Origin of the sequence: Mycobacterium sp. SA01 (assembly GCF_041287105.1) — a bacterium.
In the GTDB taxonomy this organism is placed as follows: domain Bacteria; phylum Actinomycetota; class Actinomycetes; order Mycobacteriales; family Mycobacteriaceae; genus Mycobacterium.
Genome location: NZ_JBGGNO010000019.1, coordinates 475,288 through 491,214, shown reverse-complemented (window position 1 = coordinate 491,214; position 15,927 = coordinate 475,288). Strand labels below are relative to the sequence as shown.

Sequence of the window (15,927 nt, the reverse complement as noted above, 5' to 3'; positions counted from 1 at the left end):
GTGACTACTCGTGATCACAAATTAGGGGCGCGTTGCAAAGCGCGTCAATAGCCATGCGATGTGCGCAATCACATAATCGCAGCTCGAGAATTTACATCACGTTCATCATTGCGACCCACCGTCGCCGGGCGGCGTGCTATCCGATGCACGTCGATCGTGATGGTTTCGTGATTTGCGCAGTACGGCGCCCTCCGTATCGGCAGCTGAATTCCTGGCGCTCAATAGGCAGTAAACACAGCCGTAACACAGCGACCATGAACTGTTAACTGAGATCTTCTTCGTCGGCGGTTGATAGCGTGCCGGGTCAGATGGACGTCTCCGCACTGACCGCCGCCGCCTTCGGCGACCACCCCGACTGCTGGCCGCTGCCCGCCGGGGACACACCCGAACAGCTCTGGCATCGGGCGGTCGCCGCCGCCGGCCAGGGCCGCTACAGCACTGCGCGCGTGGATCTCGCCGAACTGCGCCGTCGGGACGCCGCCGGGGCGTTCGCATCGCTGGCGTCGAGTACCGAGGCGTCGTTGCTGCGCCAACTCGGCGGGCACCGGTCGGCGGCGGGCTGGGATGGCCGCGCGCTGGCGCTGGCGCAGACCGCCGGGGATCATCCGATGGCCGCGCAGGCCTGTGCCGACGCGATCGTCGGTTTGGCCGCCGACGCTCTGGGAGTGGGCAGGCTTGCGACCTCGGCACGGCTACTCGAGCGGGCCGGCGAGCTGACGGGTGGGTCCGGGGTGCCGCGGCTGGCTGTTCGCCTGCAGTGGGTGCGCGCTGAACTGGCGATGGCCGAAGGAAGTGGCGAGGAGGCTGTGCGGCACGCCCGGCGCGGGATCGAGATTGCCGAGCAGGCGTCGCCCGCCCTGCGACGGCATCGGGTCAAAAGCGATGTGGTGCTCGCCGCGGCGCTGTGCTGTGCCGGGGCGCTGGAGCCCGCCCGTACGGTGGCGGATGCGGCGTTGCGCGACACCGAGACCTACGGTCTGGTTCCGCTGCGGTGGGCGCTGGCGTGTCTGCTCATCGATATCGGTAGTGCATCGCTTACGTCACAGCAGGTCTCGGCCATCCGAGACGACTGTGCTGGCCTTATCACGCGGCGCGGCGGCCGATGGAGCCGCGGCTAACGCCCGATCGACAGGCCGGGCCGATATTGTCTAGCTGAATGGCTGCCGGGAAGCGTCCCGAACGTAACGTTGGAGATATCGCCGTCGATGACAATTCCAGGAGAACGTCTCGACGCCGCCGTTGCTGAGGCAGTGGCCGGCAGCCGGGATGCCCTCCGGGAAGTTGTGGAGACCATCCGCCCCATCGTGGTTCGTTATGTCCGGGCTCGCCTCGGGGCCACGGAGCGGGTCGGTCTCTCCGCCGACGACGTCGCTCAGGAGGTTTGCTTGGCCGCCATCCAGGCGCTGCCGCGCTACCAGGATCAGGGTCGCCCCTTCCTGGCCTTCGTGTACGGCATCGCTGCCCATAAGGTCGCCGACGCGCATCGCGCCGCGGCCCGTAACCGATCCGATCCCACCGAGGTGGTGCCGGAGCGGTTCTCGCTCGACGCAGGGCCCGAGCAGATGGCGATGCAGTCGGATTCCGCCGCGCGGATGACCAAGTTGCTGGAGATCCTGCCCGAGAAGCAGCGTGAGATCCTCATGCTGCGCATCGTGGTCGGGTTGTCCGCCGAGGAGACCGCCGACGCTGTCGGCAGCACACCCGGGGCGGTGCGCGTCGCCCAGCACCGCGCATTGGCCAAGCTCAAGAACGAGATCACCGCGGCAGGTAACGGCTATGCCTGACTTCGGACGTTCTTCCCGCAACGACGACCCGTCGCTGGACGCCATTCTGGCCAGCGAGCGGTTCATCGACGCTTTGGCGTCGGGGCATCCGGTGGCGCCGCAAGATCGGGCCGACGCCGAACTCGCCGATCTGCTGGGTGGGTGGCGCGACGAGATGCGCTGGCCGCCGGCGACCGGCTTGATCACCGAGCGTGACGCCGTCACCGCACTGCGCGCCGGGCTGGCGGAGAAGCAGAGCAGCGGACGCAGCCGGCGCGGGCTGAGCATCGTCGGTGCGGCAGCCGCAGGCGTGCTGGCCCTCGGCGGTTTCGGCGCGGTCGTGGCCGGTGCCGGACCGGGTGACGCGCTGTACGGACTGCGGTCGTGGCTGTTCGGTGCGCCCACCCAGGTGCGCGACGACCAGGTGGCTCTGGCTTCGGCCAAGGAGCAGCTCCAGCAGGTGCAGCAGTTGGTCGCACAGGGCGACTGGCAGCAGGCCCAGGCCAAGCTGGTCGAGGTCAACAGCCAGGTGAGCGCAGTGGCCGACCAGCCGGAGAAGCAGCAGGTCCTCGAGCAGTGGAATCAGCTGTCGGCGAAGGTCGTGCAGAAGGATCCGGAGGCGACGGTGCCGCCGGGTATCACCTACACCGTTCCGGCGTCGGCGCCCGAGCTCGTTCCGGCCGTGATCACCCCGACCGATGGGCCCGAGGTGCCGCCGACCAGCGTTCCGGGTCTGCCGTCGATCACGATCTCGACGACACCCGACGGGACCGGCACGTTCGGCCCGTCGACGTCGGAGACCCCGACCTCGTCGGTCGAGCAGACTGATCCGTCGACCAGCACGACGGCTCCGTCGACGACGACCGTCGCGCCGACCACGACGACACAGCCGACCACAACGGCACCCACGACGGCGCCCACTACGCCGACGAGCGCGACGACGACAACGACCAGGTTGCCGACGACGACCACAACCACCACCACGCTGGCCGGTACGACGTCGAGCCCCAGTTCGGCTGCCCAGTCGCCGGCCGCGGCGACAACGACCCCGGCGGCCCCGCAATCCCCGGCCGCGGCGGCGACATCGTCGGCCGTGGTGGAGCAGTCCTCGGCGTCGGTCGCACCGTCCGTAGCGGCGACCGCGACGGCCACGGCGACGGTGCCTCAGACCATTGCGTCGATTCCGTCGACGGCCATTCAGGCCCCGCGGATGCAGTCGCCGGGAGGTGTGATGACCACCACGATGATGTTCCCGATGCCGCAGGCGCCTGCGTTACCGCAATTGCCGAAGCTGCCCAGCTTCGGCGGGTAGCTCAGCGGAAGCCGTCGTAGTCCGATGTCGCCTCGTTGAGTGAGGCGTCGGCATATCCGCGGCAGTAATCCCACGTGACGTAGGCGTCCGGCTCGGGATCGTATGCGGGCTCGTGCGGCCGGACCGTTCCGTCGACCAGCAACTGAAGTAGGTTGGCGCGCAACATATCCCAGTCGTGGTAGTGGTCTTGCTGGCATTCGTCGCAGCAGACGACCAGGCCGCGGATGCCGCGGTGCGCCAGCAGGGCCTCGTAGACAGCCAGATCTGCCAGATCGGCCTCGACCGCAGCGCGCTCCTGGGGATCCAGGGGTTGACCCGGTTCCAGCGCATCCAACGCGGCCGACGGGTCGGCGGGGTCGTCGGCGAACGGATCTGGTGGCAGGCCTGGTGGGAGGTGGTCGCGCACGGCTCCACACTACGTAACGCGGCGGGTATCGCGCCAGGGAACGTGACCGTGAGCCGATAGGATGGTGTCCACATTCCGCCACTGATGGGGGCCTCACCGATGACCATTGCCGAAGGCAGCACCGGCCGCATCGACGGCTTGACCGCGCATCTGAATGCCCTGCTGGGGGAATCGGTTCCCACCGGCGGCGACGACCCCAACAAGATCGCGATGCTGGGTCTGACGTTCGACGATGTGCTGCTGCTGCCCGCCGCCTCCGACGTGGTGCCGGCCACCGCCGACACGTCGAGCCAGCTGACCAAGAAGATCCGGCTCAAGGTGCCGCTGGTCAGCTCCGCGATGGACACCGTGACCGAGGCCCGGATGGCGATCGCGATGGCCCGCCAGGGTGGCATGGGCGTACTACACCGCAACCTGTCCATCACCGAGCAGGCCGGACAGGTGGAGATGGTCAAGCGGTCCGAGGCCGGCATGGTGACCGACCCGGTGACGTGCTCGCCGGACAACACGCTGGCCGAAGTCGATGCGATGTGCGCCCGGTTCCGTATCTCGGGTCTGCCGGTCGTTGACTCGAAGGGCTCACTTGTTGGCATCATCACCAACCGCGACATGCGCTTCGAAGTCGACATGAACAAGCCGGTCGCCGAAGTGATGACCAAGGCTCCGCTGATCACCGCCCAAGAGGGCGTGACCGCCGACGCCGCACTGGGTCTGTTGCGGCGCAACAAGATTGAGAAGCTGCCCATCGTCGACGGGCATGGCCGGCTCACCGGTCTGATCACCGTCAAGGACTTCGTCAAGACCGAGCAGCACCCGCTGGCCACCAAGGACAGCGATGGCCGACTGCTGGTCGGCGCGGCCGTCGGCGTCGGTGACGACGCGTGGGACCGGGCGATGGCCCTGGTCGACGCCGGTGTGGACGTGCTGATCGTCGACACCGCGCACGCCCATAACCGCCGGGTGCTCGACACCGTCGGCAAGCTCAAGGCCGAGGTGGGGCATCGGGTCGAGATCGTCGGTGGCAACGTCGCGACCCGCAGCGGCGCCGCGGCGCTGGTCGAGGCCGGCGCCGACGCGGTCAAGGTCGGTGTGGGTCCGGGATCGATCTGCACCACCCGGGTGGTGGCCGGCGTCGGGGCGCCACAGATCACGGCGATCCTGGAGGCCACCGCGGTGTGCAGGCCGGCCGGTGTGCCGGTGATCGCCGACGGTGGTCTGCAGTATTCGGGTGACATCGCCAAAGCGCTGGCGGCGGGCGCGTCGACGGCGATGCTGGGCTCCCTGCTGGCCGGCACCGCCGAGGCCCCCGGCGATCTGATCTTCGTCAACGGCAAGCAGTTCAAGAGCTACCGCGGCATGGGGTCGCTGGGCGCGATGCAGGGCCGGGGTGCGGCCGGATCCACCGGGCGGAGCTACTCCAAGGACCGCTACTTCCAGGACGACGTGTTGAGCGAGGACAAGCTGGTGCCGGAGGGCATCGAGGGGCGGGTGCCGTTCCGCGGTCCGCTGGCCACCGTCATCCACCAGCTGACCGGCGGCCTGCGCGCCGCCATGGGTTACACCGGCGCCTCCGGCATCGAGGGACTGCAGCAGGCGCAGTTCGTCCGGATCACCGCCGCAGGTCTCAAGGAGAGCCACCCGCACGACGTCACCATGACGGTCGAAGCCCCCAACTACTACGCCCGCTAGGGGTCAAGCTGTGCGCGACATGGTTGAAATCGGCATGGGCAGAACTGCCCGCCGCACGTACGAACTCGACGAGATCAACATCGTTCCGTCCCGGCGGACCCGGTCGTCGAAGGACGTCTCCACGGCGTGGCAGCTGGATGCCTACCGGTTCGAGATCCCCGTCGTGGCCCATCCCACCGATGCGCTGGTGTCGGTGGAATTCGCCATCGAACTCGGCCGCCTCGGCGGGCTCGGGGTGCTCAACGGGGAAGGCCTGATCGGCCGCCATGCCGACGTCGAGGCCAAGATCAGGGAGGTTATCGAGGCCGCCGATAAGGAGCCCGAGCCGTCCGCGGCGATCCGCCTGCTGCAGCAGCTGCACGCCGCGCCGCTGGACCCCGAGCTGCTCGGTGCGGCGGTGTCCCGGATCCGCGACGCCGGCGTCACCACCGCGGTCCGGGTGAGCCCGCAGAACGCACAAGCACTGACGCCCGCACTCGTGCAGGCCGGCATCGACCTCCTGGTGATCCAGGGCACGATCATTTCCGCCGAGCGGGTGGCCTCCGACGGCGAACCGCTGAACCTGAAGACGTTCATCTCCGAGCTCGACATTCCCGTCGTGGCCGGCGGGGTACTGGATCACCGCACCGCGTTGCACCTGATGCGTACCGGCGCCGCCGGCGTGATCGTGGGCTACGGCTCGACGTTCGGGGTGACCACCAGCGACGAGGTGCTGGGCATCAGCGTGCCGATGGCGACGGCCATCGCCGACGCGGCCGCGGCTCGGCGGGAGTACCTCGACGAAACTGGCGGGCGCTACGTCCACGTCCTGGCCGACGGCGACATCCACACCTCGGGTGACCTCGCCAAGGCCATCGCCTGCGGCGCCGACGCGGTCGTGCTCGGCACCCCGTTGGCCGAATCCGCCGAGGCCCTCGGCGACGGCTGGTTCTGGCCGGTGGCGGCGGCGCACCCGTCGCTGCCGCGCGGCGCCCTGCTGCAGATCGCCGCGGGGGAGCGGCCGTCGCTGGACCGGGTGCTCAACGGACCCTCCGACGACCCGTTCGGTTCGCTCAACCTGGTCGGTGGCCTGCGCCGGTCGATGGCCAAGGCCGGGTATTGCGACCTCAAGGAGTTCCAGAAGGTCGGCCTGACCGTCGGCCGCTGAGGCTTGTCGCGCCGAGCAGACACAAACTTGTACTTTTTCGCGCGCAATCGCCTGAGTTTGTGTCTGCTGGCGGTTACGCGGCGAGGTGGAACGCGATGCGATTGGCGAGTCGGGCAGGTTGCTGGCGAACGTCGGCACTGACGATCGGGATCATGACCCAGCCGAGTTCCTGAATCCCAGCGAACCGCGCTCTGTCTCTGAGCATTTCATCGCGCCCCGCATGCCATTCAACGCTGTCGTATTCGGCCGCCACCCGTGCGTCCGGCCACGCGAAGTCAACTCGCCAGCGTTGGCTGTCGCGGCCCTCTATCTCGTACTGCAGTTCTGGCGCAGGCAATCCGTGGTCAAGCATCACCAAGCGCGCTTCGCTTTCCATTGCCGACTCGGACCGGCCGTCGGCGACCTCGAGAAGCTCGCGTACCTTCACGATTCCGCGCCGGCCTCGTTGTTCATCTACGACGCGAGCCAGGTCGGTCGGGGTGCACCACGACGAATGCAAGGCCGCGTCAAGCGTCGCCAAAGCGCGAGGTCGTGACAGCTGCCTCGCGACCTCGACAGCTGTCCATGCTGGTGTGGTCGCCAGCCGACCCGCGATCCTCCGGATGGGTGCTCCGGTGCGCTGATGCACCATGAGGCCGACGGTTGGACGCATCCTGGTGCCGTCGTCGAGTATGTGCACCGCGCTGGTCGCTTCCGTATCGAAGCCGTACAGTGCCGCGGCGGTGCCCAGGCATGCGACGGCCTCGTGCCTCATCAGGAGATCCAGGGCAGCGAGCCGATCCCTGGTCGTCGGTTCGTGGGTCGCATAGACGCCTGACCACACGCGGATGAGCTTGCCCCGCTGTATCTGCGTGTCGAGTTGCTGCCTGCTCATCACGCTGAGCAACTGCGCCGTTGTAGCCAGGCTGGCAGGTGGAACCATATGGCGGACGTCGGGCATGGTCGGCATCGTGGTGCGCGAAGCGCAGCTGAGGCAGTCACGCGTTCGTTGGCCTGGGGATAACCCGCCCCTGTACGCGCGAGCAGACACAAACTCTGGCATCTCGCCTCGAAATCGCCCGAGTTTGTGTCTGTTCGCTGACTTAGGCGCACCTCGCTAGCTTGTTACCCGCCGGTAAGTTCATACTGGTTTGTATGGCGCCGGATTTCGACATTCTCATCATCGGCTCGGGTTTTGGCGGCAGCGTCAGCGCGCTGCGCCTCACCGAGAAGGGCTACAAGGTCGGCGTTCTGGAAGCGGGCCGCCGCTACGCCGACCATGAGTTCGCCAAGACCTCCTGGCGACTGCGGGAATTCCTGTGGGCGCCGCGGCTGGGTTGCTACGGCATCCAACGCATCCACCTGTTGCGCAACGTGATGATCCTGGCCGGCGCGGGCGTCGGCGGCGGATCGCTCAACTACGCCAACACCCTGTACGTGCCGCCGGACCCGTTCTTCAACGACCCGCAGTGGAAGCACATCACCGACTGGCGCGCCGAATTGATGCCGCACTACGACCAGGCGCAGCGGATGCTGGGCGTCGTCAAGAACCCGACCTTCACCGACGCCGACCGCATCATGAAGGAAGTGGCCGACGAGATGGGGGTCGGCGACACGTTCACCCCCACCCCGGTCGGGGTGTTCTTCGGGGTCGACGGCGAGAAGACCCCCGGCAAGACTGTGCCCGACCCGTACTTCGGTGGTGTTGGGCCGGCGCGCACCGGGTGCATCGAATGCGGCGAATGCATGACCGGCTGCCGCCACGGCGCCAAGAACACTCTGGTCAAGAATTACCTCGGGTTGGCGGAAAAGGCTGGCGCCCAGGTCTTCCCGATGACTACCGTGACCGGATTCGCTCAGCGGCCCGACGGGGTTTGGGAGATCAAGACCGTGCGTACCGGGCGGGTGGCGCGCAAGGGCCGCCGCACGTTCACCGCCAACCAGGTCATCCTGGCGGCTGGCACCTGGGGGACCCAGAAGCTGCTGTTCAAGATGCGCGACACCGGCACGCTGCCCAAGCTGTCGGACAAGCTCGGGGTGCTGACCCGGACCAACTCCGAATCGATCGTCGGCGCAGGACGTTTGGAGGCCCGGCCCGACCTCGACCTCACTCACGGGGTGGCGATCACGTCCTCGATCCATCCCAGCCCGGACACCCACGTCGAGCCATGCCGATACGGCAAGGGCTCCAATGCGATGGGCCTGCTGCAGACCTTGATGACCGACGGGCCGGGACCCGAGGGCAGCGACGTGCCGCGCTGGAAGCAGTTGCTCGACAACGCCGCCGAGGACCCGAAGGGCATGATCCGGATGCTCAGCCCGCGCCGCTGGAGTGAGCGCACCATGATCTCGTTGGTCATGCAGCACCTGGACAATTCGATCACCACCTACACCAAGCGCGGTGCGTTCGGCAGACGGCGGATGACCAGCAAGCAGGGTCACGGCGAACCCAACCCGACCTGGATTCCGGTGGGCAACAAGGTGACTCGCCGTGTCGCGGAGAAGATCGACGGAGTGGCCGGCGGCACCTGGGGCGAATTGTTCAACATTCCGCTGACTGCACACTTCCTCGGCGGTGCGGCAATCAGCGAGAGCCCCGAGAACGGCGTTATCGACCCCTATCAGCGGGTGTACAACTACCCGACTCTGCACGTCATGGACGGCGCCTCGGTGTCGGCCAACCTCGGCGTCAATCCGTCGCTGTCCATCACCGCCCAGGCCGAGCGGGCAACGTCGTTGTGGCCCAACAAGGGTGAAGAGGATCTGCGCCCCGCGCAGGGACAGCCCTATCGGCGCCTCGCGCCGATCGCGCCCAAGAATCCGGTGGTGCCGACCCACGCGCCCGGCGGTCTGCGCAACCTGCCGATCGAGCCGATCAACACCGGGGCGTAGCGGCTCACTCCGCAATGTGCCGGCGCGGCGCCCGGCCCGGCGGTTGCTCGGGAGTGGGAAGCAGGGCGCGACGGGTCCGCAGCGGCACGGTGGTCGTGTTGCGGGTGTTCAACGTCAGCTCGTCGCCGGCGTGCCGGATGGTGAGCTGCCCGTCGGGCCCGTCGCGCAGCGTGTAGGTGACCTCGTCGTGGCTGACATCGGCGGTGAGCCGGTACTTGCGCCAGTGCAACCCGAACTTCAGTCGGGAGATCTCCTCGGGCAGTGCAGGATCCAGCGACAAGATGTGTTCGTCGTCGCGAAGACCGCCGAATCCGGCGACCAGCGCCGTCCAGGTTCCGGCCAGTGAGGCCATATGCAGACCGTCGCGGGTGTTGCGGTGCAGATCGCGAAGATCGATCAGCGCCGCTTCCTGCGTGTAATCGTGGGCCAGCTCCAGGTGCCCGACATCGGCGCACATGACGGCTTGGGTGCTGGCCGACAGTGACGAGTCGCGCACCGTGCGCCGCTCGTAATAGTCGACATTGCGGGCCTTCTGCGCATCGGTGAACGCATGGCTCTGCCACTGCATGGCCAGCACGAGGTCGGCCTGCTTGATCACCTGGGAGGGGTAGAGCCGGACGTACGGTTGATGCAGCAGCAGCGGATAGACGGTGTCGTCGGTGAAGTTCCATTCCCGCAGCCGAGTGAAACCCTCGCATTGCTGGTGTACGCCGAGCTGGTCGTCGTACGGGATATGGGCGTTGTCGGCGGCATTGCGCCATGCCGCCGTCTCCTCGGTGCTGACGCCCATTTCGTATGCGGTTTCGGCATTGCGGTTGCAGGCGTCGGCGGCGGTCCGAAGGTTATGTGCGGCCATGAGATTGGTGAACACGTTGTCGCGCACCACGGCGGTGTACTCATCGGGTCCGGTCACGCCGTCGAGATGCCAGACACCGTCGCGATCGTGGTGTCCCAGCGACATCCACAAGCGGGCGGTCTCGACGAGAACCGCCAGTCCACAATCCTTTTCCAGGGAGTGGTCCCCGGTGACCGTCCGATACCGTTCGAACGCCATGGCGATGTCGGCGTTCACGTGCCACGCTGCGGTACCCGCCGGCCAGTAGGCCGAACACTCCTCCCCGCGAATCGTCCGCCACGGGAACGCCGCGCCCCGAAGGTCGAGCTGCTCGGCACGCTTCTTGGCCAGACCCAGGATCGAGGAACGCCAGCGCAGCGCGTCGGCGGCCGCCTCCGGCTTGGTGTAGGTCAGCACGGGGAGCACGAAACCTTCCGTGTCCCAGAACGCGTGGCCGTCGTAGCCCGGTCCGGTCAGACCCTTGCCAGGGATCGCCCGTCGTTCGGCACGGGCGCTGGCCTGGATCACATGGAACAGACCGAACCGCACCGCCTGCTGAACGTCCGGATCGCCCTCGACCTCGACGTCGGCGCAGTCCCAGAACTCGTCGAGATACTCCCGCTGCGTCTGCACCAGACCCTCCCAGCCGGTGTAGCGCGCTCCGGCCAGTGCGCCGGCCACCTGGTCGCGCAGCGCGGGGCGAGACCGCAGACTCGACCAGCCGTAGGCCAGGAACTTCACGATCCGTAACTTCTGGCCGGGCCGGAGCCCGCAGATGACGGTGGTGCGGGCGATGTCCTGGTGCGCGATGGCGTCGATCTCCACCCGGCCGGGGACCTCGACCAGATGATCCATCGCGGCAGCCATCATCAGCTTGCTCGCTTTGGTGCGGTGCACCAGCAGCGACCCCTCTTCGGAGACCTCGTGCTGGATCGCCTCCAACGGATGCTTCAGTACCGCCGACACCCGCGGATCGCCGGATTGCTCCGGTTGGTCCTCGTTGGCCACCAGCTCGGATTGCACAGTGACACGGGTGAATTCGTCGAGCGCCTCGACCACGTACTCGATCGCCGCCACCGAGCGCTGGACCAGCGACACCAGTCGCGTCGACACGATTCGGATCTGCTTGCCCGCCGGTGATCGCCACAGCACGCGGCGAGTCAGCGTTCCCGCGCGCAGATCGAGGATTCGCTCGTGCTCGTCGAGGTCGCCGTATCGGACATCGAGGGGCTCGTCGTCGACGAGGAGTCGCAGAATCTTGCCGTTGGTGACGTCGACGATCGTCTGGCCGTCCTCGGGGTAACCGAAGCCGGATTCGGCGTAAGGCAGCGGCCGGGTCTCGTAGAAGGAGTTCAGATAGGTCCCCGGGATCCCGAATGGTTCACCTTCGTCGAGATTGCCGCGAAAGCCGATGTGCCCGTTCGACAATGCGAACAGTGACTCCGATTGTGCCAATTGGTCGAGATCCAGATGGGTTTCCCGGACCTGCCAGGGCTCGATGGGGAACGCTTCGCCACTGATCATTTGGAGTCGAGCAACTCTGCGAGATCGGTGACGACGATGTCGGCGCCGTTGCGCCGCAACGCATCAGCCTGCCCCAGGCGATCGACGCCGACGACGAACCCGAAGTTCCCGGCCCGGCCGGCCGCGACACCGGCCTGGGCGTCCTCGAACACCGCAGCGTTCGCCGGCTTGACGTCGAGAAGCTCGGCGCCGCGCAGGAACGAATCGGGCGCGGGCTTGCCGCGCAGGTTCTCGTCACGGATCGTGACTCCGTCGACCCGCTGCTGGACAAAACGGTCCAGACCGGTGATCCGGAGGACCTGTTCGGTGTTGGCGCTGGAGGACACCACCGCCGCGGGAATGCCCGCGGCATGCACGGCCTCGAGGTAGCGCCGCGAGCCGTCGAACACCTCCACACCCTGCTTCTGCAGGATCTGCTGGAACAACGCGTTCTTGCGGTTGCCCAGCCCGTTGACCGTCTCGGCGGTGGACGGGTCGGACTCGTCGCCGTCGGGCAGATCGATGTTGCGACTCGCCAAGAATGAGCGCACACCGTCCTGGCGTTTCTTGCCGTCGATGTAGGTGCGGTAGTCCTGCGCAGGGTCGAATGGCACGAACGCGGTGTGAGCGCGTTGCGCGCGTCGTTCGAGGTAGCTGTCGAACATTGACTTCCAGGCGCGGGTGTGCACCCGGGCTGTGTTGGTCAAGACGCCGTCGAGGTCGAACAAGCAAGCATGTACCTCGTCTGGCAGTCCCAGCACCCGCGGTCTCCTTTGTCGATCCCCCCGCTGTCCATTCCCGTTCTTACCCGAGAACATTCCTGGTCCGGCGCAAAGCTGCTAGAAGTGGCGCCGACGGTGCTGGGCCCGGTTGCCGCGGCGCCGACCCGGCCGGGCGGCCCCAGTGGTCCTGTGACCTGGGCCCTCGCCGGCCGAACGCCACCTGCGCCTGCCGGGGGGTCGGGCCGTCCGGCGCACTAGACTCTATGCGTGACATCCCCCTCGCCTCGTCCTGTGTTGGTGATCGATTTCGGCGCGCAGTACGCCCAACTGATCGCCCGTCGGGTCCGGGAAGCCCGGGTCTTCTCCGAGGTCATCCCGCACACCACGACCGTCGAAGAGATCAAGGCCAAGGATCCACAGGCCATCGTGCTCTCCGGCGGACCGGCCAGCGTGTATGCCGACGGCGCCCCGCAGCTCGATCCCGCTGTCTTCGACCTCGATGTGCCGGTGTTCGGGATCTGCTACGGCTTTCAGGCCATGGCCCAGGTGCTCGGCGGCACCGTCGCTCACACCGGCACCAGTGAGTACGGCCGCACCGAAATGGAAGTGCTTGGCGGGGAGCTGCATTCGGGTCTGCCCGGTTCACAGCCGGTGTGGATGAGCCACGGCGACGCCGTCACCTCGGCGCCGGAGGGGTTCGAGGTGGTGGCCGCCAGCTCCGGTGCCCCCGTCGCCGCCTTCGAGGACCGTGCCCGTCGGCTGGCCGGGGTGCAATACCACCCGGAAGTCATGCACACTCCGCACGGGCAGCAGGTGCTCAGCCGGTTCCTGCATGAGTTCGCCGGCATCGGTGCGAGCTGGACTCCGGCCAACATCGCCGAGAGCTTGATCGAGCAGGTGCGCGAGCAGATCGGCGACGGCAAGGCCATCTGCGGGCTGTCCGGCGGTGTCGATTCCGCGGTGGCCGCCGCACTGGTGCAACGCGCCATCGGCGACCGGCTGACGTGCGTGTTCGTCGACCATGGATTGCTGCGTTCCGGTGAACGCGAGCAGGTGCAAAGGGATTTCGTGGCCGCCACCGGCGCCCGCCTGGTGACCGTGGATGCCGAGGGACGGTTCCTGCAGGCGTTGTCGGGTGTGCATGACCCGGAAGGCAAGCGCAAGATCATCGGCCGGGAGTTCATCCGAGCGTTCGAGGGTTCGGTGCGAGACCTGCTCGCCGAGAACGACTCCGACGGTCATCCGGTGGAATTCCTGGTGCAGGGCACGCTGTATCCCGACGTCGTCGAGTCCGGTGGCGGAACGGGAACGGCAAACATCAAGAGCCACCACAATGTTGGCGGCCTGCCCGCCGACCTGAAGTTCAAGCTCGTCGAGCCGTTGCGGCTGCTGTTCAAGGACGAGGTGCGGGCGGTGGGGCGCGAGCTCGGCCTGCCGGAGGACATCGTTGGCCGCCAACCCTTCCCGGGTCCCGGGCTGGGTATCCGGATCGTCGGTGAGGTGACGGCGTCCCGGCTGGACACCCTGCGCCGGGCCGACCTGATCGCCCGCGAGGAGCTGACGTCGGCCGGTCTGGACCACCAGATCTGGCAGTGTCCGGTGGTGCTGCTGGCCGATGTCCACTCGGTCGGCGTGCAGGGCGACGGACGTACCTACGGTCATCCGATCGTCCTGCGGCCGGTGTCCAGCGAGGACGCGATGACCGCGGACTGGACGCGGGTGCCCTATGAGGTGCTCGAACGCATCTCGACGCGCATCACCAACGAGGTGCCTGAGGTGAACCGGGTGGTGCTCGATGTGACGAGCAAGCCTCCCGGCACCATCGAATGGGAGTGATTCAGCCGCGGCATCGCCGCATTTCATGACCCGACAGTGAAATAGCGCCGAGTGCGATCTTCGGCCGGGGCCGTCGCTCTCAGCGCTATCTCAACGTGAAATCTAAGTCGCTGAGGCGGCGGCGATTTCGGCGATCGCCTCATCCAGGGTCTTGTCGAATTCGTCGTCGCTCTGCTGTGCGGTCAGCCCCTCGGTCAGCGCCCGGGAGAAGCTGGCGATGACACCGTGGTTGCGGGCCAGGCGCTCGCAGGCATCGGTGCGGTTGTAGCCGCCGGACAGTGCGACAACCCGCATCACCTTGGGGTGCTCGACCAGCTCGTGGTAGAGATCGTCGGTGTCGGGCAGGGTGAGCTTGAGCATCACCTGCTGATCGTCACCGAGGGCACCGAGGTGGCTGATGATCGCGGACTTGAGCTGCTTTTCGGCCGCAGCCTTTTCCGGGCTGTGGATGTCGACCTCGGGTTCGATGATCGGCACGAGTCCGGCGCCGAGGATCTGGTGAGCGATCGCGAACTGCTGCTCGACCACGGCGTCCAGGCCACCGCCGGGCAGCTTGATGACCGAGCGCATCTTGGTGCCGAAGATGCCCTTGTCCTTCGCCCGGGAGAGCAGCGCGTCCAGGCCGTCGATGGGCTTCATCACCTGAGCACCGTCTTCTTCGGCGGCCAGACCCTTGTCGACCTTGAGGATCGGTACGACGTTTTTGACGTTCCACAGATAGTCGGCGGTGGGGCGGCCGTCGACCTCGCGGTCCATCGTCATCTCGAACAGGATGGCCGCGATGATCCGGTCGCCGTTGAAGCTCGGGCTGGTGATGATCCGGGTGCGCATCTCGTGCACGAGGTCGAACATCTGCTCGTCACCGGAGTAGGCGTCTTCGGCGATGCCATAGAGCTTGAGCGCCTTGGGGGTGCTACCGCCGCTCTGGTCGAGCGCGGCGATGAAGCCGGCTCCGTTGGCCACCTTGTCGGCTTGTTCGCGGTTGATCGTCATGCCCTGCATCGTGCCAGGTGCGATTTCGGCCGCGTCACCACCGTCGGCTTGGGTGCACAGCCGGGAGATTTCCGCCTTGACGCTGTCGGTGGGTAGGTGTTTACTCGGACTATCGAACATACATTCGAACACAGTGAATCGGGATTGCGGTTGGAGGTGGCCGATGACGGCGGCGATTGCCCTGGATAAACGTCAGCTCAACCGTGCTGAGCAGCTAGAACAACTGCGACGCAAGATGGCGGCGGTATCCGGGAAGGTGGGCGTCACCCGACCTGTTACGGATGTGGCGGATGAGGTCATTCCTACCTCTGAAAGTTTGCTGCCGGTCCCCGAATCGCTGGCCGAACAGCTGCCGGCGGGGTTGCCGCGCGGCGCTGTCGCAGTGGCGTCGGGAGCGCTCTCGCTTCCGGTGAGTATGGCAGCGGCGGTCACGGCAGGCGGGGGACATGTGGCCGTCGTCGGACTGCCGGATTTCGGTCTGCTGGCCGCGGTGGAGATGGGTGCGGATCTGAGCAGGCTGGCGATGATCCCGGACCCCGGCACCGACCCCGTCGAGGTGGCCGCGGTGTTGATGGACGGGATGGATCTGGTTGTGCTCGGGCTGGCCGGCCGGACGGTGACCGCCACCCGGGCGCGGGCGGTGGTGGCCCGGGCGCGCCAGAAAGGTTGCACCCTGCTGGTTGCCCGGGGGGACTGGCAAGGCGCGACGATGCGTCTTGACGCGCGGGTGCGCGGTTATGAGATCACCGCGGGTCGTGGCGATGCCCCGGTGTCAGGCTGTGGCCGTATCAGTCGGGTACGGCTGTCGGTCAGGGCGCACGGTCGCGCCGCCCGGTCCAGGGTGAGCTGA

Annotated in this window: 13 protein-coding genes; 8 read left to right on the top strand and 5 right to left on the bottom strand. The window is 67.1% G+C overall.

What is annotated here, in order from left to right:
* The first annotated feature begins 308 nt into the window (after positions 1–308).
* The 3 genes from AB4879_RS18295 (at position 309) to AB4879_RS18285 (ending at position 3,075) form a co-directional block, all read left to right on the top strand.
* Entirely contained in the window at positions 309–1,118 is an 810-nt protein-coding gene (locus tag AB4879_RS18295) for a hypothetical protein (protein WP_370508841.1), read from the top strand.
* 87 nt (positions 1,119–1,205) lie between these two features.
* The gene (locus tag AB4879_RS18290) at positions 1,206–1,784 is read left to right on the top strand and encodes a sigma-70 family RNA polymerase sigma factor (RefSeq protein ID WP_102809303.1); all 579 of its coding nucleotides are present in this window, start codon (positions 1,206–1,208) and stop codon (positions 1,782–1,784) included.
* A complete protein-coding gene (locus AB4879_RS18285) occupies positions 1,777–3,075 on the top strand; it encodes an anti-sigma-D factor RsdA (protein WP_370508703.1) in 1,299 nt (432 codons plus the stop codon). The genes AB4879_RS18290 and AB4879_RS18285 overlap by 8 nt, the downstream gene beginning before the upstream one ends.
* A gap of 1 nt (position 3,076) precedes the next feature.
* On the opposite strand, the gene AB4879_RS18280 is transcribed toward AB4879_RS18285, so the two are convergent.
* Positions 3,077–3,481: a DUF5319 domain-containing protein gene (locus tag AB4879_RS18280; RefSeq protein WP_036340680.1), complete on the bottom strand. Its 405-nt coding sequence runs from the start codon at positions 3,479–3,481 to the stop codon at positions 3,077–3,079.
* A gap of 99 nt (positions 3,482–3,580) precedes the next feature.
* Here AB4879_RS18280 and guaB point away from each other — a divergent pair, with 99 nt between their 5' ends.
* Together guaB and AB4879_RS18270 are read left to right on the top strand one after the other, a co-directional pair.
* Complete coding sequence (guaB, locus tag AB4879_RS18275) at positions 3,581–5,170, top strand: IMP dehydrogenase (protein WP_286145655.1); 1,590 nt, start codon at positions 3,581–3,583, stop codon at positions 5,168–5,170.
* 19 nt (positions 5,171–5,189) lie between these two features.
* Positions 5,190–6,317: a GuaB3 family IMP dehydrogenase-related protein gene (locus AB4879_RS18270; RefSeq protein WP_102809340.1), complete on the top strand. Its 1,128-nt coding sequence runs from the start codon at positions 5,190–5,192 to the stop codon at positions 6,315–6,317.
* Between the two features lie 73 nt (positions 6,318–6,390).
* On the opposite strand, the gene AB4879_RS18265 is transcribed toward AB4879_RS18270, so the two are convergent.
* Positions 6,391–7,257, bottom strand: coding sequence for a hypothetical protein (locus tag AB4879_RS18265; RefSeq protein WP_370508702.1), 867 nt, complete (start codon positions 7,255–7,257; stop codon positions 6,391–6,393).
* 194 nt (positions 7,258–7,451) lie between these two features.
* Between AB4879_RS18265 and AB4879_RS18260 the strand changes: the two genes are divergently transcribed.
* Positions 7,452–9,188, top strand: coding sequence for a GMC family oxidoreductase (locus tag AB4879_RS18260; RefSeq protein WP_102809306.1), 1,737 nt, complete (start codon positions 7,452–7,454; stop codon positions 9,186–9,188).
* A gap of 4 nt (positions 9,189–9,192) precedes the next feature.
* On the opposite strand, the gene AB4879_RS18255 is transcribed toward AB4879_RS18260, so the two are convergent.
* A complete protein-coding gene (locus AB4879_RS18255; RefSeq protein WP_370508701.1) occupies positions 9,193–11,547 on the bottom strand; it encodes a glycoside hydrolase family 65 protein in 2,355 nt (784 codons plus the stop codon).
* Entirely contained in the window at positions 11,544–12,344 is an 801-nt protein-coding gene (locus AB4879_RS18250) for a beta-phosphoglucomutase family hydrolase (protein ID WP_370508700.1), read from the bottom strand. Before AB4879_RS18250 ends, AB4879_RS18255 begins: the two co-directional genes overlap by 4 nt.
* 171 nt (positions 12,345–12,515) lie before the next feature.
* Here AB4879_RS18250 and guaA point away from each other — a divergent pair, with 171 nt between their 5' ends.
* Positions 12,516–14,084 (top strand): glutamine-hydrolyzing GMP synthase, encoded by a 1,569-nt coding sequence (gene guaA, locus AB4879_RS18245; RefSeq protein WP_370508699.1) that lies wholly within the window; start codon positions 12,516–12,518, stop codon positions 14,082–14,084.
* Positions 14,085–14,186: 102 nt separating this feature from the next.
* Here the strand turns inward: guaA and AB4879_RS18240 are convergent, their stop codons facing one another.
* Positions 14,187–15,086, bottom strand: coding sequence for a fructose bisphosphate aldolase (locus AB4879_RS18240; RefSeq protein WP_370508840.1), 900 nt, complete (start codon positions 15,084–15,086; stop codon positions 14,187–14,189).
* A 154-nt stretch (positions 15,087–15,240) separates the two neighbouring features.
* On the opposite strand from AB4879_RS18240, the gene AB4879_RS18235 reads away from it, so the two are divergent.
* Complete coding sequence (locus AB4879_RS18235; RefSeq protein WP_370508698.1) at positions 15,241–15,927, top strand: hypothetical protein; 687 nt, start codon at positions 15,241–15,243, stop codon at positions 15,925–15,927.